The organism is Sphingobium sp. AntQ-1, from assembly GCF_028538045.1.
Lineage (GTDB): Bacteria > Pseudomonadota > Alphaproteobacteria > Sphingomonadales > Sphingomonadaceae > Sphingobium > Sphingobium cupriresistens.
Map to the genome: position 1 here is coordinate 3,387,636 of NZ_CP117158.1, position 21,075 is coordinate 3,408,710.

Here is a 21,075-nt window from a genome sequence, read left to right on the forward strand (position 1 = left end):
CTACGCTAACGCTCGCGTCGGTTTATGCGCCAGACCGTGTTCGACAGGTCGTCCGCCACCAGCAGCGCGCCGCTGATCGGGTCATAGGTCACCCCAACCGGGCGGCCACGCGCATGGTCACCCTTGATGAAGCCAGTCAGAAAATCCTGCGGCTTGCCCGCCGGGCGTCCGTTGGCGAACGGAATCCATACAACCTTGTAACCTGCCAGATCCTGCCGGTTCCAACTGCCATGCTGGCCGACGAACACGCCATCGATAAAACCCCGTCCCAGCCCCTGGCCGGCAGGGAAACTGATGCCGAGCGCGCCGACATGCGATCCCAGCGCGTAATCGGGACGGATGGCGCGACGCACCATATCTGGCTTTTGCGGATGGACCCGCGGATCGATATTCTGCCCCCAATAGCTGTAAGGCCAGCCGTAAAATGCGCCGGGCCTGACTGCGGTCATATAATCGGGCACAAGCAACGGCCCAAGTTCGTCGCGCTCGTTGACAACTGCCCAAAGCGCGCGTGTCTGCGGATGGATTGCAAGCGCGGTCGGATTGCGAATACCCGATGCATAGATGCGGTGCGCGCCGGTCTGGCGGTCCACCTCCCATATGACGGCGCGGTCCTCCTCGATCGCCAGGCCACGTTCGCCAACGTTGCTGTTGGACCCGATGCCCACATAGAGTTTGCTGCCATCCGGGCCGGCAGTCAGCGCCTTCGTCCAATGATGATTGACGCGACCCGGCAGCTTGGTGATCTCCTGCCCCCGCAGCGTGATCCGCGTCATGCCGTCGCGATAGGGGAAGCGCAGCAGCGCATCCTGCGCGGCGACATAGATGTTCCCATCGACATAGGCTAGGCCATAGGGGGCGTTGAGGCCGGTGATGAAGGCGGTACGCAGTTCGGCCTTGCCGTCCCCGTCAGCATCGCGCAACAGGGTGATCTGGTTACCACCCTTCACGGGCGTTTTTCCAAGGCCCTTGATATAGCCTGCGATCACATCCTTGGGCCGCAGTGTCGGGGCCGATCCGCCCGATCCTTCGGCAACCAATATGTCGCCATTGGGCAGCACAAGAAGTTGGCGTGGCACCTTGAGGTCGGTGGCGAGCGCGGTGACCGTGAAGCCCGCTGGAGCAATCGGCTCTTCTCCATTCCACCCCTCCGGAGTGGCGATCTTCATTGGCGGCAGCAGCGTCTGGCGCTGATCGGGTAAATCAGGCCGCGCCCCTGTCTGGTCGATGTCGGCCCGGCTGCCGCCGCACGCGGCGAGCGCCAAGGTGGCAGCAGTGGCGAAAAGAAGGCGAATGGTCACGGCCTGTACTCCCGATAGCCGCCATGGGCGATCCAGCCGGCCGCCAAAGCCAGGGCGGCGCTCAGGCTCGACAGGGTCAGACCGGTCGTGCCGACCGAACTCCACCCATCGCTGCTATGCTGCAAGGCGTTGACGAACCCGATGATCCACATCGGCGCCAGCAGAAGCAGATACAGGCGATGACGACGGCGCGCTCCGATATGTCGGGCGCGTAGAGCATCGACGATGGCCCAGAGCAGTACGGGCGCGCCCATCATAAGCGCGCCGGTGATGAGCCAGGCGGAAAAGTTCGTCCACTGGATTTCCGCCGTTTGCAGATAGGTGATATCGGACAGCAGCGCTGCAGGGAACAACGCGACCGGCCATGCCAGCAGAACCCCGTGCAGGGGGTGAAGAAGCCGTGCAGGCGGCGGCGCAATCGGCAAATCATATCTCCTGCGGACGGATAAGGATATGGACGCCAATGCCTGACCATCCATTTGGTTTCGTGGTTCACCGATTGCGCCCCTTGTTACGAAACAGAAATCATTGAACCCTCCAGCCCCTGACGGGTTTGAGCTTCATGTGTCACACGGCGTCGGGGGGACAGATCGAAATCATGCGACGAGCCTGGGTCTGCACGCCGTTGTTGTTGGCGACCGGCGGCTGCAACGCGACGCAATCGACCCTGGACGTCTTTGGAGCGGAAGCACGGGAAATCCGGCATATCGCTATGATCCTGACCGTTGGGGCAATTGTCATTCTCGCGATTGTCGTTGCGCTCTATGTACGCGCGGTGCGTGCTCCGGAAGGGCGGCTCAGCCATGAAGCGGGAATGCGCATGGTCTTATGGGTCGGCGCGATCGGTCCGGCCGTTATCCTGGCGGCGCTATTGGTCTACGCGCTGCCTGCCATGCGCCCGCGACCGACCAGTCCTGTTGACATGGTGATCCGGGTGGAGGGCGAACAATTCTGGTGGCGGGTGGCCTATGTCCCGCCTGGCGCGACGCCCATGCTGTCCGCCAATGAAGTGCGCGTGCCAGTGGGCCGCACGGTGGCGTTCGAACTGACGGCGCAGGATGTACTGCACAGTTTCTGGATACCGGGACTGGCTGGAAAGATGGACATGATCCCCGGCCGCACCAACCGGTTGGTCGTGCGCGCCGAAAAGGCGGGGCGGTATCGCGGGGTGTGCGCCGAATTTTGCGGCCTGAGCCATGCGCTGATGGCGTTCGATGTGATCGCGATGCCTGCGGATGCATTCGACGCGTGGCTGGCGCGCGATAGTGTTAGCATCGCCCGGAGCGCGGGCAGAGGCGCAGCCTTGTTCGACGCGCAAGGATGCGGCGGATGCCATGCGATAAGGGGAACGTCCCATGTTGCGACAATCGGGCCGGACCTCAGCCATTTTGGCGAGCGTCTGACAGTGGGAGCGGGGATATTGCCGCCGTCGGTGGAGGCGACCGCAGCATTTATCCGCGCGCCACAGGCGGCCAAGCCGGGCGTGCGTATGCCCGCCTATCCACAATTGAGCGATGCCGATGCGCGGATGATCGCGACATATCTGAAAGGCCTGCGATGAGCCTGCACGATCAGGATGATCCGGCCGTGCGCGCCGCGCAGGAAGAGCGTCTGCGGAAGGTCTGGACCCCGCCCAAAGGCTTGTTCCTGCGTTGGACTGACGTCAACAACAACCGGGTGGGCGTGTGGTACACGCTGACCGCCTTCTGCTTCATGCTGTTCGCGGGCGTCCTGGCGCTCATCATCCGCACGCAGCTTGCGGTGCCGGATAATAATCTGATCGGGGCGAATACTTTCAACCAACTCTTCACCCTGCATGGGTCGATGATGATGTTCCTCTTCGCCGTGCCGATGTTCGAAGCGGTGTCGATCATCCTGTTGCCCCAGTTGCTGGGCGCGCGCGACCTGCCCTTTCCGCGCCTGTCGGCCTTCGGCTACTGGTCCTTCCTGCTGGGCGGCGTCTTCGTCGGCGGCTCGATCTTCTTCAACGCTGCGCCCGATGGCGGCTGGTTCATGTATCCGCCACTCACCACCCGTACGGACCTGTCCGGGCTGGGCGCCGACATCTGGATGCTGGGCCTTTCCTTCATCGAAGTGTCGTCGGTCGCCGCCGCCGTCGAACTGATTGTCGGCGTGCTAAAATGTCGGCCGCCGGGGATGCGCCTCAACCTCATGCCGCTCTACGCCTGGTATATATTGGTCGTGGCGGTGATGATCCTCTTCGCCTTTCCGCCGCTGATCGCGGGCGACATCTTGTTCGAGATGGAAAGGCTGCTGAACTGGCCCTTTTTCGACGCGACGCGGGGCGGCGACCCTTTGCTGTGGCAGCATCTCTTCTGGATATTCGGCCATCCCGAAGTCTATATCATCTTCCTCCCGTCCATCGCTCTGTTCGCGATGCTGGTGCCGACTTTCTCGCGGCGGCATCTGCTGGGCTATCCATGGATCGTGCTGGCGGCAGTGGGAACGGCATTCCTGTCGTTCGGCCTGTGGGTCCATCATATGTTCACGACCGGCCTGCCCAAGATCAGCCTGGCTTTCTTCTCGGCCGCGTCGGAGGCGGTGGCGATCCCGACGGGCGTACAGATTTTCGTCTTTATCGCGACATTATGGGCCGGGCGCGTCACCTGGTCGACGCCGCTCCTTTATGCGACCGGCAGCCTCGCCATCTTCGTCATCGGCGGGCTCACCGGGGTGATGGTGGCGGTCGCGCCGTTCGACTGGCAGGCGCATGACAGCTATTTCATCGTCGCCCACCTCCATTATGTGCTAATCGGCGGGACATTGATGCCGCTATTTGCCGGCCTTTATTATTATTGGCCGTTGGTGACGGGCAAGAAATTATCCGACCGGCTGGGGCGTATCGCCTTCTGGCTGCTGTTCATCGGCGCCAATATCGCCTTCTTCCCGATGCACCTGTCCGGCCTGATGGGGATGCCGCGAAGGGTCTTCACCTATCCCGCCGAACTGGGACTGGGCGGGATGAACATGGCGTCCACTATCGGCGCCTATCTCTTCGCGGCGGGCGTGGCGGTGATCTGCGTCGATCTGTGCCTCTCGCCCCATCGCGCCAAATCGCCGCGCAATCCCTGGGACGCCGGCACGCTGGAATGGCTGGCGCACCCGGACGACGAAGATTGGGGCATAAGGTCGGTGCCGCTGATCGAAAGCCGCTATCCTATCTGGGACCAGAAGGATTTCGTCGCGAAGGTCGATGAAGGCCGCTTCTTCCTGGCGGATGCGGAGGAAGGACGGCGCGAAACGATCGTCACCACCGTCCTGGACGCCCGGCCCTTGGCGGTGATCCGGCTGGGCGAACCCAGCGTCAAGCCGATGCTGACCGCGATTGCGCTCGGAGGGGTGTTCATCCTGACCACCTATCATCTTTACTGGGCGGCCCTGGCCTGCGGTGTCGCGACGCTGGCCTGTGCGCTCTGGTGGCTGTGGACAGGGACCGCGGAAATTCCCGAAAAGCCGAGCAAGCCGATCGGTCATGGCATCGTATTGCCGCTCTACATCGCCGGGCCTGCCGCGCCGGGATGGTGGGCGATGTTTATCACCATGATGGCCGACGCCACCGCCTTTTCCGGCCTGATCTTCGGCTATTTCTTCTTTTGGACGCGCCATGCGGAATTCCCGCCCATGGCGATGGCGGACGGACCCGGCATCGCCTGGCCAATGATCGCGCTGGCGCTCGGCCTGGCCAGTTGGTTGCTGACGGTCAGCGCACGGCAAGTCCATGCGCGTGGCGCCGTGGGCCTCGCGCGGGTCGCGCTGATGATCGGCATTCTCGCCAGCGTGGCCGGGATCGGCGCGGGGCTGGCGGGACCGTGGGAAAGCGGCATGGACCCGCAGACGCACAGCTACCCCGCAATCGTGTGGACGTTGGTCGTGTGGACCACGGCCCATGCTGGCGTTGCGGCGATCATGCAGGGCTATGTGTTGGCGCGCAGCATCGCCGGACGCATGGACCCGCAGCATGACGCAGATCTGCGCAACATCACCGTCTATATGCATTTCTTCGCACTAACCGTCCTGGTCACCTATGCGACCATCGGCTTGTTCCCGGAGGTCGCATGACGGACAGGGGCAAATGGCATGAACGGCTCAAGGTCACGCTCTGGACGCTGATCGTCCCGCCCATCTTGTGGGCGGGGCATTTCCTCTTTTCCTATCTCTGGGCCGCGATCTCCTGCGCGAAGGCTGGCGCATTCATGACGTTTCCGATAGTGTTCGTGGCCGGCACCCTGTTGGCGCTGGCGCTGATCGGCCTGTCCGGGTGGATCGCTTGGCGGCAGGGCGGCACGCCCGGTAGTTCCGCCCCGCACGAGGATGGGACTGATATCGACCGGCTGCGCTTCATCGCCAAATCGACGCTGCTCCTGGCGGGATTGAGCTTCGTCGGCGTGCTGTTCACGGTATTGCCGGTCATCTTCTTGCGGGATTGCATGTGAAGCGCGCCGCGTTCATCCTAGGCGGATCGTTCCTGCCCGTCGGCTGGATGCTGGCGGCAGGCGGGCTTGGCATGGTCGGCCATATGGCGGGGCATATGATCGCCGTCGCGCTGGCGGCGCCGTTGCTGGCCTATGGCCTGTCGGGCGGGCGCTATGATTTGGCCGGGCGCTGGCCTGGGCTACTATCGCCGATGGCGATGATGCTGGTCGAACTGTTCACCGTCTGGGCGTGGCATCTGCCGGCGTTGCGCGCGCTGGCGGACCGCAACATGGCCGCTATGGTTGTGGAGCAAGGTTGCTTTCTGATGGCAGGATGGATGCTCTGGGGCGTGGTCTTCCATGCGCCGCAGCGAGCGGCGGGGATTGGCGCATTATTATTGACGTCCATGCACATGACCTTGCTCGGCGCGCTGATCGGCCTCGCGCCAAGGCCGCTCTACGCCCATATGCAGCATAGCGGCGGGCTGAGCCTCGACGCGCTCGCCGATCAGCAATTGGGTGGCGTCATCATGCTGATGGTCGGCGCGTCCAGCTATTTTCTGGGCGGGCTGCTGCTGCTGGCCAGTCTGCTGCGCGATAAGAGAGTAGGCGCGGCATGACGATCCGCCTGACATGGAAACGGGTGATGTCGGCCGGACTGCTGCTCGCCGGTGCAGGGCTGCTCTTCGCCTGGTCGGGGCTGATGCAAGTCTCCGCGTCATCCGGGCATTGGCGTGTCACCGACTGGTTCCTGCACTGGGCGATGCGTAATTCGGTGCGCACCTATGCCGCCGTGCAGGCGCCAAGGGATGTGACAACGGATGCGGGCTTGGTCAGCGCCGCCGGCCATTTCCGGCAAGCGTGCCAGGTTTGCCACGGCGCCCCCGGCGTGCGCCCGTCGCCGGTAATGCAGGCGGCGACGCCGTCCGCGCCCGATCTGGCCAGAACGGCTGATGAATGGAGCGATCGCGAACTGTTCTGGATCATCCGCCATGGCGTCAAGTTCACCGCAATGCCGGCCTGGCCAGCGGCCGATCGCAATGACGAGGTGCGTCGCATGGTCGCTTTCGTGCGCCTATTGCCCCGCATGACCGCCGCGCAATATCGGACGCTGACGCAAGTGGACGAAGAGACGGCCGTGGCAGATGTTCGGCCGGGCCTGCTATCGACCTGCGCGACCTGTCATGGCGCCGACGGGCGCGGGCGTGGCCAGCCGGATATTCCAGTGATTGCAGGCCAGAAGCCTGGCTATCTGCTGGCCGCCCTGCGCGACTATGCGGATGGCTCTCGATCAGGTGCCGTCATGCAGGCGGCGGCGGCTGCGCTGACGATCCGTGAAATGAAGGCGCTGGCCGATCATTATGCCGCCTTGCCCGGCTTGTCGGAAAAGGCGCTGTCGGACCGTAGTTTGCCCGGAACAGGCATTGCATCGCGACAGTTGCCGGCCTGCCTCAGTTGCCACGCGCCAGGCAAGGCGGCGCCGATCTTGACTGGGCAAAAACCGGAGTATGTGGCCGCAAGGTTGCGCCAATGGCAAGGGGAGCCAACGATAATCGACGCTCGCAAATCGAGCGCCACGATGGCAGTCATCGCCCGGCGCATTCCCGCTGAAGAAATAGACGGTCTTTCAGCAACATTTCGGGCCGCCGGCGATGCGCCGACAGCCCGATGAGCCCATGCTTTCCTAACCTGTTACCGGCCGCGAGCACGACAGCACATTTGATTAGGCCAGCATCCGCACAGACGGTTCGCGTGAGTAGAAACGCTGGCTGGCCGCGCCGACAAAGGCATCATCAAGTCCGGTGACGCCGTCGTCTGCGATGATGCCGGCCTTGTCCAACAAAGGCTGAGCCGCTTCGCTGGTGCCGATCGCCTTGAGGTGACTAAATGCGTTCATCGCAAACTCCACCGCCGCGGCTTCCCTCATCAGCGCCGTGCAACCCTCTGCGGAAAGGATGATCGCGATCGCGTCGAACATCTGGCTAGGTGATCCGGCGAGTTGGCCATCGGCCTTGCGCTGTGATCCATCGGACAGCTTGGCGCCGCCGACCTTGGGCGCGACAACCATCGGCTTGCCCTTTGCCTTTTCCACGTTCGCGATCACCGCGTCCAATTGTTTTGCGTCCGTGCCGTCTGCGATCAGGATGCCGACCGTGCGGCCCTCTAGCATAGCCTTCATATTCTTGTGGATCGACAGCGCGTCCGATGGTGCCATGTCGACCGGCTCCTTAGCGGCCTTGGCGCTCTTGGGCAAAGCGATGCCAAGTCCCGCCGCAACGCGCTTGGCTAGGTCTTCGTCCACATTGCGCAGATTGGAGACCATGCGCGGCGGCACCTGGTCGAGCAGAGCGACCTTCGAAAGTTCGAACACGAAGGACGAGGCGATATGCGCCTGCTCGCTCTGGGTCTGCGAACGATAGAAGAGCCGCGCCTGGCTGTAGTGATCCGCGAAACTCTCCGGGCGAATACGCAGCTTCTCGCCGCTTTCCTCCTCGCCGCTCAGCCCCGTCGAACTGGTAAAACCACGCGCAGGGCTTTCGCGCGGGCCGCCTTCCTCGCCATGCGCGGCCAAGCTGTTGGGTTCGTAATTGGCCCGCCCTTTGGGCACCGCCATTTGCATCTGTCCATCGCGCTGGAAATTCTGGAAGGGGCAGCGCGGGGCATTCACCGGGATCTGGTGGAAATTGGCCGTGCCAAGGCGCGACTTCTGCGTATCGAGATAGGAGAAGAGCCGCCCTTGCAGCAATGGGTCATTCGAGAAATCGACGCCAGGCACGATATTGGCCGGGCAGAAGGCGACCTGTTCCGTTTCGGCAAAGAAATTGTCAACATTGCGGTCCAGCACCATCCGGCCGATGATGCGGACCGGCACATCCTCCTCCGGGATCAGCTTGGTCGCGTCTAGCACGTCATAGGGCTGGGCGTCGGCGAACGCCTTGTCGAAGACTTGAATGCCCAGTTCCCATTCGGGGAAATTGCCGGCATCGATCGCCTCGAACAGGTCGCGGCGATGATAGTCATTGTCGGCCGCCTGGAGCTTGAGCGCCTCGTCCCAAATGGTCGATTGCAGGCCGAGCTTGGGCTTCCAATGGAACTTCACGAAATGGGATTCGCCCGCTTCGTTGACTAGCAGGAAGGTGTGGACGCCGAACCCCTCGATCATGCGCAGGCTGCGCGGCAAGGTGCGGTCCGACATCGCCCACATCAGCATATGCGTGGTTTCGGGCATGAGAGAGGCCCAGTCCCAGAAAGTGTCATGGGCGCTGCCCGCCTGTGGGTAGCCGCGATCGGCCTCCATCTTCACCGCATGGACCAGATCGGGGAATTTCATCGCATCCTGGATGAAGAACACCGGGATATTGTTGCCCACCAGATCCCAATTGCCTTCGCTGGTGTAGAATTTGACGGCAAAGCCGCGCACGTCGCGCGGGGTATCGACGGAGCCGGCGCCGCCCGCCACTGTGGAGAAGCGCACGAACACCTCCGTCCGCTCGCCCTTGCGGAAAAGAGCTGCCTTGCTCAGGTCCGAAATATCGTCGGTCGCCTCGAAATAACCGTGCGCGCCGGTGCCGCGAGCATGGACGATCCGTTCAGGGATGCGCTCATGATCGAAATGGAAGATTTTTTCGCGCAGCACGAAATCTTCGAGCAGCGTCGGGCCGCGGACGCCGGATTTCAGGCTGTTCTGGTTGTCGGAGACTGCGATACCCTGATTGGTCGTAAGGATGGTGCCAGAATCGCCCGATTCCGCAGTCTGATGCGTTTCACCACCGTTGGAAGGCATATTGCTCTTGTGCGTTCGGGCCATCACATTTTCCTCGTTGCTGCTCAGGATGTGGGTGGATATCGTTCGTGCAGGCGCGATTGGTGGCTGGGTCAGGCAGCCATTTTTTCTCCGACACGCTCGATCACGGACGCGACTTCATCGGTATGGACCTTGAACCCGGCCAGGCGCACGGGGCCGAATGCGGTGGTCAACGCCGTATCCGCGGCGTCGCGGCCGCACGCCATCAGGATGCGGCCGATCCGGGGCACGCGGTGCCGCGCATCGAAACTATGCCACTCTCCGCTAAGATAGACTTCGAACCAGGCATGAAAATCCATTGCGACATCGACAGGATCGACCCCGATATCGCCCAGATATCCGCTGCAATAGCGAGCCGGGATATTCATGCATCGACATAGGGCGACGGCCAGATGCGCGAAATCGCGGCACACGCCGACCCGCTCCTGATACGCTTCCCACGCCGTTCTGGTCGATCGCGCGTGGCAATAGCCATAGGTCAGGTGATGATGCACGAAATCGACGATCGCCTGGGCGCGCTGCCAGCCTGGCGGGACATGACCAAATAATCCCCAGGCGACGCCAGACAGAAGATCGGTTTCGCAATAGCGGCTGCCTGCCAGGAAGGTCAGCGCCTCGGCCGGCAGATCATGGATGTCATGCTGATGCGCCTGCAGAGTTTGTCGATCAACTTCTCCGCTGTCGGCGATGATGAAGTCGCACGATAGGTGGGTCATGCCCGGCTGCAAAAGAAAGCGCGTGCAGATATTGCCATAAGCGTCATGGCTGTCGATAAGCTCAATGCCGCGATCGTTGACGATGCGATGGTCTGTTCTCAGATCGGAAAACCGTGAAGGCCTGACGCTCAGCATCGTGACCATTTGTGTTGGCGCATAGGCTTCGAAAGCAAGATCAAACCCGGCACGGATGAGCATGTGTGAATTCCATATCGTGAGAATCATGCCGCCATTCGTGAGGAGCGAATGAACCGTTCCATATAATGGCGTCAGCGGAGCGCTCGTTCGACGTGAAGGTTCCGCAACTTGATCGAGATTATGGCGATTAGACCCATGGAGGTGGGTGGTGGCGTCAGCCTGGTTCCGACCGTTGGCGTCGTGCCTCTACTGCAGCGCGAACCAAAGCCGGCCGTGCCTCCCGCGGCGTCGGCCGTCATAGCGGCTGCCACGCCATCCAGACCATCGAGAAGGACTACGCCGTTTTCGGCAATAGCTTGGCTCGCCATGTCCTGAATATCTGGGGTTGGCAAATTATCTCCTGTCGCTGATTCTTAGACGGAGAACAATCGACAGAAGTTCCTGAACTTATTTATCGATGAACAGATAAGACGGATCGAATTCGCTGAGCCGTGCAAGCGCTGGTCGGTCGAGCATCTGCACCCGACTGGCCCGCATTTCGAGCAAACCCTGTTCCTTCAGCATCCGCAACATGCGGTTCATGTGCACAGATGTTATACCGCAGGCCTCGCCCAGATCATTCTGGGTCATGGCGAGTTCGAAGCTGACGCCATCGCTCAGCCCTACCGCCCGCAGCTTCGCCTCTATTTCGCAGAAAAAATGCCCGACGCGCGCCACGGCATCCAGCCGGCCCAGGCGGAAAATCCATTCGCGATGCATGGCCGCGTCAAGAAGCGTGCTGAACCACAAAAGCTTGACCAGCCCCGGTCGGTCGCTCATCAGAATGTCAAGATTTTTGTGCGGCACCGTCGCGATTTTGCAGGCCGTCAGAGTTGCCAGGTCATGGTCGAGATGCTTGAGCGGATAGGCATGGAGATCGACGAAGTCGCCCGGCACATGTACTGCGACAAGTTGCCGCAGGCCTTCCCGGTCATCCATGTAGCGGCAGATTAGTCCCTCGACGAGGTAGGTGCTGAAATGCACCGGCTCCCCTTTGCGCACGAGGGTCATCCGCGCAGGCAAAGACCGGACTTCACCGACCGACGATTCGAGCGCCGCCCGATCCTCTGGAAGGATCTGTTCCCCCCGACGGTGGCGCAGGAAATCGTCGAATATCATAAGGCCCCCTATGCTTTAGTTGATCGAACGCATGATCGACTATGTCTTCGCCAATTTGCAAGGGCACGCGACTATGCCTGCGCCGACCGCGCATGGACGTCAAGCGGTGGCATATACAGACGCCTTGCCTCTCCGCTCGCGCTTTCCTGTCCTCCGCTTGCATCGCGGACGACAGGATCAGCTTAGGCGGTGGTCAGCACGCCTCTATAGGCCGAATCCTCCAGGGCCTTGCCGGCGCCCATGGCCACGCAGATCAGCGCGTCGTCCGCGACCCTTACGGGCAGGCCGGTCTGCTCCGACAGGGCCTGGTCTAAATGCCCCAGCAGGGCGCCGCCTCCGGTCAAGGTAATGCCTTCCTCTATGATGTCGGCGGATAATTCGGGCGCCGTCTGCTCCAGCGCGGCCATGACGGCCTGCTTGATCTGACCTACGCCTTCGATCAGCGCTTCTGCAATCTCCAACTCGCTGATCGTGATTTCGGCCGGACGACCATTGACAAGATCACGTCCCTTGACTTGCATTGTGCGTCCTTGGTCGACCGGCAGCACCGCGGACCCGATCGCATGTTTGACGCGCTCCGCCGTCATCTCGCCGATCATCAGATTGTGATGACGCCGCACATGGGACGTGATCGCATCGTCCAGTTTGTCGCCACCCATGCGGACGGAATTGCTGTACGCAATCCCTTGCAGCGACAGGACGGCGACCTCTGTGGTCCCGCCGCCTATATCCACCACCATGGCGCCGCGCGGCTCAGTCACGGGCAGGCCGGCGCCGATCGCAGCGGCCATCGGTTCATCGATCAACTGCACGCGGGTCGCGCCCGCCTGCATCGTCGCAACCTGGATGGCGCGCCGTTCCACCATAGTCGAACCGGAAGGGACGCAGATGACGACCTCGTGACGTCGGCTGAATCGTCCCGACAATCCGACCGCCTTCGTCATGAAATGCTTGATCATCTGTTCGGCGACGTCGATGTCGGCAATGACGCCGTCGCGTAGAGGGCGAATCGCCTGGATGTTGGAGGGTGTCTTCCCCATCATCGGCTTAGCCTCATTGCCTACCACTTTGACTCGCCGCACTCCGGCGATGGTCTCGATCGCGATAACGGACGGTTCGTTGAGGACGATGCCGCGATCACGAACGTGGATGACCGTATTCACGGTGCCCAAGTCGATCGCCATATCATGAGCGGAAGAACCGAATAATCGCCTAAACATCTAATCCTCAGGGAATGGCAGTCCGGCCGCTATGCGGTGCTCTGGTCGGGATACAATCGCGGCACGGCGGATTGCCTGATTGTCGGGGCCACCGGAGTTGACAGGAGGGGAAGTTTTTTAGGGACGCTTTGGCGAGGCAGGAAATAATCGGGATTTGCTTGGTTCTTGATGTGAATCAGGCTGAGATCGATTTTGCCGGAAGGGCAGCTATGTTAGCCCGATGAGCCTATAGAAATAGCAAGGAAGTCGAGCATGACCCACGCCGCCGCTGAACCTGCCCTCGTCGGCATTGGGGGCTTGGACGATATCTTGGCGGGTGGGTTAACGCGGGGACGTGTTTTCCTGCTGGAAGGCAGCCCAGGGACCGGCAAGACGACGATCGCCACCCAATTCCTGATGGAGGGCGCGGAGCGGGGCGAAAAATGCCTGCATGTGACGCTATCGGAGACAGAGGAGGAGATGCGCGAGAGCGCGCAATCGCATGGATGGGATCTTTCCGGCATCGACCTGTTCGAACTGGTCCCGCCCGAAAGCTTGCTGGACGAGGACCAGCAACAGAGCCTGCTTTATTCGTCCGACCTGGAATTGGGCGAAACCACCCGGCGCATCTTCGAAATGTTCCAGAAGGTGAAGCCCGACCGGGTAGTGCTGGACAGCCTGTCGGAAATCCGCCTGCTTGCGCAAAGTTCGCTGCGCTATCGCCGCCAGATACTGGCGCTCAAGCATTTCTTTTCGACGCAGAACGCGACCGTTCTGATGCTCGACGACCTGACCGCCGACGTCGCGGACAAGACGGTGCATAGCGTCGCGCACGGCGTGATTCGCCTGGAGGAATTGTCGCCCGGTTATGGGCCGGAGCGGCGGCGATTGCGCGTCATCAAATATCGTGGCCGCCGATTCCGCGGCGGCTTCCACGATTTCATCATCGATACAGGCGGCGTGCGGGTCTTCCCTCGATTGGTGTCGGCAGAGCATAAGACGGAATTCACACGCGACCTGCTTTGCAGCGACTCGCCCGCGCTGGACGCGCTGCTGGGCGGGGGCATCCAGCGCGGATCCAGCGTTCTGGTCCTGGGGCCAGCCGGAACCGGCAAGTCGCTATTGGGCTTGACCTTTGTCGCCGCGGCGATCGCGCGCGGCGAACGGGCGGCAATGTTCGTGTTTGACGAGGAAATCGGCCTTTTGTTCAACCGCGCGATCGGGCTGGGCATCGACATGCAGGCTATGGTCGCCAACGGCAATCTCGTCATCGAACAGGTCGATGCGGCCGAATTGTCTCCTGGCGAGTTCTCTCAAAGAGTGCGCACTTGTGTCGAACAACATAAGGTCCGCACGATCATCATTGACAGCCTGAACGGATATCAGGCGGCTATGCCGGAAGAAAATGCTTTGGTCCTGCACATGCACGAATTGCTGCAATATCTGAACCGACAGGGCGCGACGACCTTCTTGACCGTGGCGCAACATGGCCTGGTGGGCGACATGAAGGCGCCGGTGGACGTCACCTATCTGGCCGATACCGTTGTGCTGCTGCGCTATTTCGAGGCATCGGGGCGCGTGCGGCGCGCCATCTCGATCATCAAGAAGCGCACGGGCGCGCATGAAGACACGATCCGCGAGTTCCGCATCGGCAGCTATGGCATCCGTCTGGGCGAACCGCTGGTCGGGTTTCAGGGGGTTTTGCGGGGCGTGCCCAATTTCGTCGGCGGGCAGGGCGCGCCTCCCCTGCTGGAGGACGAGGCGCGGTGATCCCGCATTTCTCCGAACGCGGGATCATCCTTGCGCCGCACGGGCGCGACGCCGCCATCGCCGGGTCGATCTTGACCGATGCGGGGCTGCGATCGACGATCGCCGCCTCGTTACGCGACATGGTCGGCGAACTGGAACGGGGCGCGGGTTTCGCGCTGCTCACCGAAGAGGGGCTGCGGACGGCGAATCTCAATCCGCTCGCGCTTTGGCTGGATGCGCAGCCGGAATGGTCCGATTTCCCATTCGTGCTGCTGACGCAAAAGGGCGGCGGTCTTGAACGCAATCCAGCCGCGAAGCGGTTTCTGGACATGCTCGGCAACGTCACCTTCCTGGAACGGCCCTTCCACCCCACCACTCTGGTCAGCCTCGTCCAGTCGGCGCTGCGGGGACGTCGGCGCCAATATGAGGCGCGGGCGCGATTGGAGGAACTGCATCGTGGCGCGGATAGATATCGATCGCTGTTCGAATCGATTGATGCGGGATTCTGCATCATCGACATGGTCTTCGACGCGAACGGAAGCCCGATCGATTACAGGTTCGTTGAGGCCAATCCCGCCTTTGAACGCCAGACCGGTTTGCAGGGTGCTGTGGGACAATCCATGCGGACGATGGTGCCTGGACATGAGCAGCATTGGTTCGACGTCTATGGCGCGGTTGCCCAGAACGGCGAGCGCGTGCGTTTCGAACAACATGCCGAGGCGCTGGGGAACATCTGGTACGATGTCTATGCGTTTCGGGTCGGCGATCCGAACGCGCGGCGGGTCGCCATCCTGTTCAACGATATTTCCGACCGTCGGCAGATGGAACTGGCTCTGCGTGAGAGCGAAGAACGGCTGAGGCGTCTCAATGAAACGCTTGAAGAGCGCGTCGTGGAGCGCACCCAGGCGCTCGAACTCGCGCAGGAAGCGCTGCGCCAGTCGCAGAAGCTGGAAGCGATGGGGCAACTCACGGGGGGCGTCGCGCATGATTTCAATAATCTCCTCACCCCGATCGTTGGCAGTCTCGACCTGTTGCTCCGGCGCGGAATCGGCACTGATCGGGAGCGCAAGCTGATCGAGGGCGCGGTCCAGTCGGCCGATCGGGCGCGCACTCTCGTTCAACGTCTGCTCGCCTTCGCCCGGCGACAGCCATTGCAGGCGACCGCGATCAACATCAGCGATCTCATTGAAAATCTTTTTGATCTGGTCGCCAGCACTTGCGGTCCGCGGATCAAGGTGGCGATCGACGTCGCCGATGCGTTGCCGCCGGCCAAGGCGGATGCGAACCAGATCGAAATGGCGCTCCTCAACTTGGCGGTGAACGCGCGCGATGCGATGCCCGATGGCGGCGCCCTGACGATCGGCGCGGCGCTGGACCAGGTGAAAGCCGACAATCCGGCCCGATTGCGACCGGGCGCCTATGTCCGGCTGAGCGTGATCGATACCGGGTCGGGGATGGACGCGGACACGATAGCCAAGGCCGTAGAGCCGTTTTTCACGACCAAGGGTGTCGGGCAGGGGACCGGGCTTGGCCTCTCTATGGTCCATGGCCTCGCCGCGCAATTGGGCGGCGGTCTGTTCATCGACAGCCTGGTCGGACGGGGTACGCGCATCGACCTGTGGCTGCCGGCGACGGATGCGTGCCCCGAACAGGCGCCCGCGCCGATGGAGATCGACTGCGCGCAGCGCGATTGCGGTGTTGCGTTGGTGGTGGACGATGAGGATCTGGTGCGCGCCAGTACGGCCCATATGCTCAGCGAACTGGGCTATACGGTCGTAGAAGCGCATTCGGGGGAGGAAGCGCTAAGGATGTTGTGCATCTCCAACGAGATAGATTTGCTCGTCACCGATCATCTAATGCCGGGCATAACGGGCACGGACCTCGCCACGCAACTGCGCGAATCTCGACCGGGAATGCGGGTGCTGGTGGTGTCGGGTTATGCCGAGGGAAAGGGCATTTCACCCGACCTTCCGCGCCTGACCAAGCCTTTCAAGCAAAGCGATCTCGCGAATTGTCTGGCCCAGTTATGATGGCGCAGATATTACTCGCGGAGCAGCGGGCGCCTTGCGGCGACGGTTGCGGGTTTTTGCACGGGCAAACCGCAGAGGCGGGTGTTGCGCGCCATGTCATCCGATCGTTTGACGCACGCGCCGCAGCGTTCTACCCGCGCAGCCATGATCGCCCTTTTGTCCCCCGCCAAGACGCTTGATTTTGAGCGCACCCTGCCGCCGCTTGATGTTTCGACTCCGCATTTCGCGCAGGAGGCGCATAGCCTCGCCAAATCGGCGGCGAACCTGACGCAGAAACGATTGTCGGAATTGATGCATATCTCTCCGCGTCTCGCCAAGCTCAATGCCGATCGGTTCCGCGACTTTGCGGATCTGCCCGAACGACCGGCGCTGTTCGCCTTTGCCGGCGACGTCTATACCGGTTTTGAAGTGGATACGCTGGAGGCGGCCGGCGTCGCCTTCGCCCAAAACCATGTCCGCATTTTGTCCGGCCTCTATGGCCTATTGCGGCCGCTGGACGCTATCCGACCCTATAGGCTGGAAATGGGCACGCGCTGGGCGCCACGACATAAAAGCCTGACCGACTGGTGGGGCGATCGGATCGCCCAATTGCTCCTCGCCCAGATTGCCGAAGAAGGGTCGGGGATTGTGCTCAACCTCGCCAGCCAGGAATATTTTGCGGCGATCAAGGGGCGGCTTGGCAATGTCCGGGTGATCGAAGTCGAGTTTCGTGAGCCAGGCCCGAACGGCCCGCGCTTCATCAGCTTCAATGCCAAGCGTGCGCGCGGCATGATGGCGCGCTGGTTGTGCGAGCATCATGTCGCCGATGTGGATGCGATGCGCGGGTTCGACAGCGACGGCTATCGCTTCGATGCCGATAAGAGCGATGCGGATCGCTGGCGTTTCACCCGGACATGACGACGGGCGGCAAGGCTTCCGCCGTGATCATCGGTGCATCGGGCGGGATTGGCGGCGCTTTGGAAGCAGCGCTGATCGAGGAAGGCGCATTTGCGGTCGTCCACGGTTTCGCTCGCTCCCGAAGCGAGGCTCAGCATATCGATCTGCGCGATGAAGCCAGCATCGCCTCGGCCGCGGCGCATGTTGCGGGCGGCCCTGTGCCCACCTTGGTCATCGTCGCGACGGGTTTGCTGCATGATGGCGATAGCGGGCCGGAAAAGGCTCTGCGCGATCTCGATCCGGAATGGCTTGCGCAACTCTATGCGATCAACGCGATCGGCCCCGCGCTGGTAGCCAAGCATTTCTTGCCGATCATGCCTCGGACAGGGCGCACGCTGTTCGCGGCGTTATCGGCGCGGGTGGGATCGATCGACGATAATCGCCTTGGCGGGTGGCATGGCTATCGGGCATCCAAAGCCGCGCTCAATATGTTGATCCGCACTCTTGCGATCGAGGAGCGTCGCCGCAACGATCGGGGCATAGTCGTGTCGTTGCACCCCGGCACGGTCGATACATTCTTGTCACGCCCTTTCCAGGGCAATGTTCCCGCCGGGCGCCTGTTCGACCCGGAACGCGCCGCGCTGCAACTGCTGGACGTGATAGAGGGTCTGAAGGTGCCCGACAGTGGCAAGCTGTTCGATTTTCAAGGCGAAGAAATCCCGTTCTGAACGGCGAAAGGCGTTTGATGTCAACCTCTTCAGGTCTTCGATCTGAGTGCGACCATCGCCGACGCGATCTTCACCCATGCCGCTACGATCGTTCAGCGCCGGGCTTTCTACGCCGACTTGAAAGGCCGTCCGTCCAATCAGAACTTCACCGACGCATTGACGAAGAAGGCACGGCCATAAACGTCATAGGTCGAAGGATAGGTGTTCGACTGTTCCTGGTTGTCGCCCAGGATTGGCGGCTTCTTGTTGAAGATATTGTTCATGCCGATGGTCCAGCCGAAATTCTTCGTCACTTCTATCTGCGCGCCCAGATCGAACAAATTATAGGCCTTGATCTTCTCAACGCTATATTGGGTCGTATCGTCGTCATCCTTGACGCTCGACAAGTGGCGATGGGTCAGCGACAGGGTCAGCGGACCGCTGCTGTATGTGACGCGGTTGCTTAGGCGCAGCTTGGAATAGGGGTTGCCGCAATAGATGCCGAATTTGCCTGCGCATTTCTGCGTCAGTTCGGGGATCGCCGCCAGCGGATTGAGATCATATTGGATCAGCCGCGTGCCGGAAATGCGGAAATCCAGCTTGCCTGTCTTTGCGCCCAATATTCCGAAATTGAGCGGCACGCTGTAGCGCGCCTCGAAATCGACGCCCCGCGTCTTGAGCCCGCCGGTATTGGCCAGCAGGTTTTGCGCCCCCTCGATCGCATAGCTGTTGGCGTTGCGCGGCAGCAGCGAACAGGCGCTGCTGTCATAGGGCGTCCAGCCATTGGCCGCCGTGCCATAGCAGGCCGCGATCAGGTTGGCGGTGCCGGGCGTGGAGATATAGTCGGCGATCTTGATCTGGTAATAGTCGACCGTCATCGTGAGCCGTGGCAGAAGGCGCGGTTGCAGGATCACGCCCCCGGTCCAGGTGTCCGACGTCTCCACGCCCAGGTCGCTATTGCCACCGCTATAGGACTGGATCTGCGTGCTGCCGCCATTGAGCGAGGTGCCCAGCAGCGAGGACGGCACACCAGCGGCAACGCAGCTTGACGTCAGGTTGGCGTTAGTCAGTGCAGCCGCGTTTTCGCACGGGTCGTTCGCGGTCGGATAATCCTCCGACTGGCCAGAATAGAGATCCGCGACAGTGGGCGCGCGCACCGCCCGGCTATATTGGCCGCGCAGCGTGATGTCCTGGATCGGCGCATAAACCAGGCCCGCTGAATAGGTGCTGACCGACTTGGCGGCGGTGGAATAGCGCGAAAAGCGATAGGCGCCGTTGAACTCCAGCTTGTGGACCAGCGGCATGTCTGCCAGCAGCGGCACGTCGATTTCGGCGAACAACTCCTTCACATTATAGCCTCCCGACAGGCCCTCGCCCGCGTTGAAGCCGACGACGTCGCCCGATGAAAGCGCATAGTCGGGATCATAGCTGCCATGTTCGCTGCGATATTCCGCGCCGATCGCGATTCCGGCCGGGCCAGCACCCAGGTCGAACAGATTGCCGTTGGTGATCGACAAGTTGGCGACCTGTTCAGTGATGGTGCTGACATTTTTCGCCGGGATGGCGATGAATGCCGCCGCCGCGTCGCTGATGTTGCCCGCGCCAAAAATGTTGAGCGGGACGCAGCCGTTGCTGGTGTCGGAACAGACCAGGTTGCCGTCGCTGTCATAGGTGGTCGCCAGCGCTTGCTCGACCCGGCTGCGCGACACGTTGCCGGTCTGGGTTTCCACCGACTTGGTGCGGGCATAGCTGTAATAGCCGTCATAATTCCAGTGGTCGGCAATCGCCCCCTGTGCACCGATGACAGTGCGATAGGCGGTATTGTCGACCGACGAGATGCGCGGCCCGACTTCGTTCATGCGGCGATAGATGGACGCGGTGGTGTAGCCGTCGCCATCACTGTCCAGCCCCTGAAGCAGCACCTGCGAAGAGGTGGACAGGAAACTGCTGTCATTGTCCAGTTCCACCGTGCCGGTGAAGGGGGTGGAGGCCAGCCGGTTCTTGACCCGGTTGTTGATGAACTGCCCTTCGGCATAAACGGTCAGGTGGTCGCTGACCTCGTAGTGGGTCTGTGTGCTCAACAGGATGCGCTTCTGGGGCACCTGCAGATAATTGTCCGGCGCATAATTATAGGCGTCGGTGCTGGAGGTATAGGCCGAATAGCTGCCGTCGCTCTCAAACTTGCGCTGCACGCCGCCGATCGCGAAACGGGTGCCGGGGATGGAGCCGGAACCGCCCGCCGCCAGGCCGCCGTCGCCATCGTCGGTATAGGCCTGCTTGGTATAGCTGCGCCCTGCCTGCAACACGCCGTCGCGCTTGGTATAGTCGATGTAGAAGGTCGCATTTCCGCGCTCATCGGCGAAATTCCCGCCCAGCAACAGGTTGGTGTTGAATGTGCCGCCATCGCCCGCCTGGTTGATGCGGTAATTGGCATTGGCTTCCACACCTTCGAAATTCTGCTTCATGACGAAGTTGATGACGCCGGCGATGGCATCGGACCCATAGATCGCCGACCGGCCCCCGGTGACGACCTGAACCTGATCGATCAGGCTGGCGGGGATGGTATTGAGGTCGACGACCTGGTTAGAGTCATAGGAAACATAGCGGCGGCCATTGACCAGTACGAGCGTGCGAGTGGAACCCAGGCCGCGGAGGTCGGCCGTCGATACGCCACCACCTGGGTTGTTGGATGCGGCGGTCGTGCTGGGGATCAGTTGCGGCAGATCGTTGATGATCGCCTCGACATTGATCTTGCCGCTCAGCTTGAGTTCCTGGCTGCCGATGACCGCGATGGGCGATGCCTGCTGCAGGTCAGGACGGGCGATACGCGATCCGGTCACGACGATCGTCTCGGCGGGCGCGGCGCTGCCTTCCGGTGCGCCGCTCTGGGCAAGGGCCGGGCTCGACAGGCCGAGCAGGACCGTCGACGCCAAGAGGCGCCTGCAAAATTCAGCCGATGTCAT

At 61.8% G+C, this 21,075-nt stretch carries 16 protein-coding genes; 9 read left to right on the top strand and 7 right to left on the bottom strand.

Translation table 11 applies throughout. The features are described from left to right. Positions 1–5: 5 nt before the first annotated feature. Entirely contained in the window at positions 6–1,301 is a 1,296-nt protein-coding gene (locus sphantq_RS17015; protein ID WP_272799067.1) for a PQQ-dependent sugar dehydrogenase, read from the bottom strand. Further along, on the bottom strand, positions 1,298–1,726 hold the full coding sequence (locus sphantq_RS17020; protein WP_066602388.1) for a DUF2231 domain-containing protein: 429 nt from the start codon (positions 1,724–1,726) through the stop codon (positions 1,298–1,300). Before sphantq_RS17020 ends, sphantq_RS17015 begins: the two co-directional genes overlap by 4 nt. A gap of 173 nt (positions 1,727–1,899) precedes the next feature. Here sphantq_RS17020 and coxB point away from each other — a divergent pair, with 173 nt between their 5' ends. From coxB to sphantq_RS17045, 5 genes are read left to right on the top strand one after another with little or no spacing between them, the layout of a single operon-like run. After that, positions 1,900–2,862 (top strand): cytochrome c oxidase subunit II, encoded by a 963-nt coding sequence (gene coxB, locus sphantq_RS17025; protein ID WP_272799068.1) that lies wholly within the window; start codon positions 1,900–1,902, stop codon positions 2,860–2,862. Next, complete coding sequence (gene ctaD / locus sphantq_RS17030) at positions 2,859–5,381, top strand: cytochrome c oxidase subunit I (protein ID WP_272799069.1); 2,523 nt, start codon at positions 2,859–2,861, stop codon at positions 5,379–5,381. Before coxB ends, ctaD begins: the two co-directional genes overlap by 4 nt. Continuing rightward, the gene (locus sphantq_RS17035; protein WP_066602381.1) at positions 5,378–5,755 is read left to right on the top strand and encodes a hypothetical protein; all 378 of its coding nucleotides are present in this window, start codon (positions 5,378–5,380) and stop codon (positions 5,753–5,755) included. The genes ctaD and sphantq_RS17035 overlap by 4 nt, the downstream gene beginning before the upstream one ends. Continuing rightward, a complete protein-coding gene (locus tag sphantq_RS17040) occupies positions 5,752–6,354 on the top strand; it encodes a cytochrome c oxidase assembly protein (protein WP_272799070.1) in 603 nt (200 codons plus the stop codon). The genes sphantq_RS17035 and sphantq_RS17040 overlap by 4 nt, the downstream gene beginning before the upstream one ends. Then, positions 6,351–7,406: a c-type cytochrome gene (locus sphantq_RS17045; RefSeq protein WP_272799071.1), complete on the top strand. Its 1,056-nt coding sequence runs from the start codon at positions 6,351–6,353 to the stop codon at positions 7,404–7,406. Before sphantq_RS17040 ends, sphantq_RS17045 begins: the two co-directional genes overlap by 4 nt. A gap of 51 nt (positions 7,407–7,457) precedes the next feature. On the opposite strand, the gene sphantq_RS17050 is transcribed toward sphantq_RS17045, so the two are convergent. The 4 genes from sphantq_RS17050 to sphantq_RS17065 form a co-directional block, all read right to left on the bottom strand. Next, complete coding sequence (locus sphantq_RS17050) at positions 7,458–9,542, bottom strand: catalase (RefSeq protein WP_272799072.1); 2,085 nt, start codon at positions 9,540–9,542, stop codon at positions 7,458–7,460. A gap of 68 nt (positions 9,543–9,610) precedes the next feature. Beyond that, the gene (locus sphantq_RS17055) at positions 9,611–10,453 is read right to left on the bottom strand and encodes a transglutaminase-like domain-containing protein (RefSeq protein WP_272799073.1); all 843 of its coding nucleotides are present in this window, start codon (positions 10,451–10,453) and stop codon (positions 9,611–9,613) included. Positions 10,454–10,840: 387 nt separating this feature from the next. Next, on the bottom strand, positions 10,841–11,551 hold the full coding sequence (locus sphantq_RS17060; protein ID WP_272799074.1) for a Crp/Fnr family transcriptional regulator: 711 nt from the start codon (positions 11,549–11,551) through the stop codon (positions 10,841–10,843). 182 nt (positions 11,552–11,733) lie between these two features. Then, entirely contained in the window at positions 11,734–12,735 is a 1,002-nt protein-coding gene (locus sphantq_RS17065) for a rod shape-determining protein (protein WP_272799075.1), read from the bottom strand. A 288-nt stretch (positions 12,736–13,023) separates the two neighbouring features. On the opposite strand from sphantq_RS17065, the gene sphantq_RS17070 reads away from it, so the two are divergent. The 4 genes from sphantq_RS17070 to sphantq_RS17085 all read left to right on the top strand — a co-directional run bounded on the left by sphantq_RS17070 (position 13,024) and on the right by sphantq_RS17085 (position 18,133). Further along, positions 13,024–14,520, top strand: coding sequence for an ATPase domain-containing protein (locus sphantq_RS17070; RefSeq protein WP_129926215.1), 1,497 nt, complete (start codon positions 13,024–13,026; stop codon positions 14,518–14,520). After that, positions 14,517–16,529: a hybrid sensor histidine kinase/response regulator gene (locus sphantq_RS17075; RefSeq protein WP_272799076.1), complete on the top strand. Its 2,013-nt coding sequence runs from the start codon at positions 14,517–14,519 to the stop codon at positions 16,527–16,529. The genes sphantq_RS17070 and sphantq_RS17075 overlap by 4 nt, the downstream gene beginning before the upstream one ends. A gap of 144 nt (positions 16,530–16,673) precedes the next feature. Further along, entirely contained in the window at positions 16,674–17,426 is a 753-nt protein-coding gene (gene yaaA / locus sphantq_RS17080) for a peroxide stress protein YaaA (RefSeq protein WP_272799077.1), read from the top strand. After that, positions 17,423–18,133, top strand: a complete 711-nt coding sequence (locus tag sphantq_RS17085) for an SDR family NAD(P)-dependent oxidoreductase (RefSeq protein WP_066602353.1) — start codon at positions 17,423–17,425, stop codon at positions 18,131–18,133. The genes yaaA and sphantq_RS17085 overlap by 4 nt, the downstream gene beginning before the upstream one ends. A 137-nt stretch (positions 18,134–18,270) precedes the next feature. Here sphantq_RS17085 and sphantq_RS17090 read toward each other — a convergent pair whose 3' ends face one another. After that, positions 18,271–21,045: a TonB-dependent receptor gene (locus sphantq_RS17090; RefSeq protein WP_272799078.1), complete on the bottom strand. Its 2,775-nt coding sequence runs from the start codon at positions 21,043–21,045 to the stop codon at positions 18,271–18,273. Between the last annotated feature and the right edge of the window lie 30 nt (positions 21,046–21,075).

Bases quoted from the DNA above. Each gene is read 5' to 3' on its own strand.
- yaaA (WP_272799077.1), top strand. From the start codon at position 16,674: ATGATCGCCCTTTTGTCCCCCGCCAAGACGCTTGATTTTGAGCGCACC.
- sphantq_RS17060 (WP_272799074.1), bottom strand. From the start codon at position 11,551: ATGATATTCGACGATTTCCTGCGCCACCGTCGGGGGGAACAGATCCTT.
- sphantq_RS17035 (WP_066602381.1), top strand. From the start codon at position 5,378: ATGACGGACAGGGGCAAATGGCATGAACGGCTCAAGGTCACGCTCTGG.
- sphantq_RS17085 (WP_066602353.1), top strand. From the start codon at position 17,423: ATGACGACGGGCGGCAAGGCTTCCGCCGTGATCATCGGTGCATCGGGC.
- sphantq_RS17050 (WP_272799072.1), bottom strand. From the start codon at position 9,542: ATGGCCCGAACGCACAAGAGCAATATGCCTTCCAACGGTGGTGAAACG.
- sphantq_RS17055 (WP_272799073.1), bottom strand. From the start codon at position 10,453: ATGCTCATCCGTGCCGGGTTTGATCTTGCTTTCGAAGCCTATGCGCCA.
- coxB (WP_272799068.1), top strand. From the start codon at position 1,900: ATGCGACGAGCCTGGGTCTGCACGCCGTTGTTGTTGGCGACCGGCGGC.
- sphantq_RS17045 (WP_272799071.1), top strand. From the start codon at position 6,351: ATGACGATCCGCCTGACATGGAAACGGGTGATGTCGGCCGGACTGCTG.
- sphantq_RS17065 (WP_272799075.1), bottom strand. From the start codon at position 12,735: ATGGCGATCGACTTGGGCACCGTGAATACGGTCATCCACGTTCGTGAT.
- ctaD (WP_272799069.1), top strand. From the start codon at position 2,859: ATGAGCCTGCACGATCAGGATGATCCGGCCGTGCGCGCCGCGCAGGAA.
- sphantq_RS17070 (WP_129926215.1), top strand. From the start codon at position 13,024: ATGACCCACGCCGCCGCTGAACCTGCCCTCGTCGGCATTGGGGGCTTG.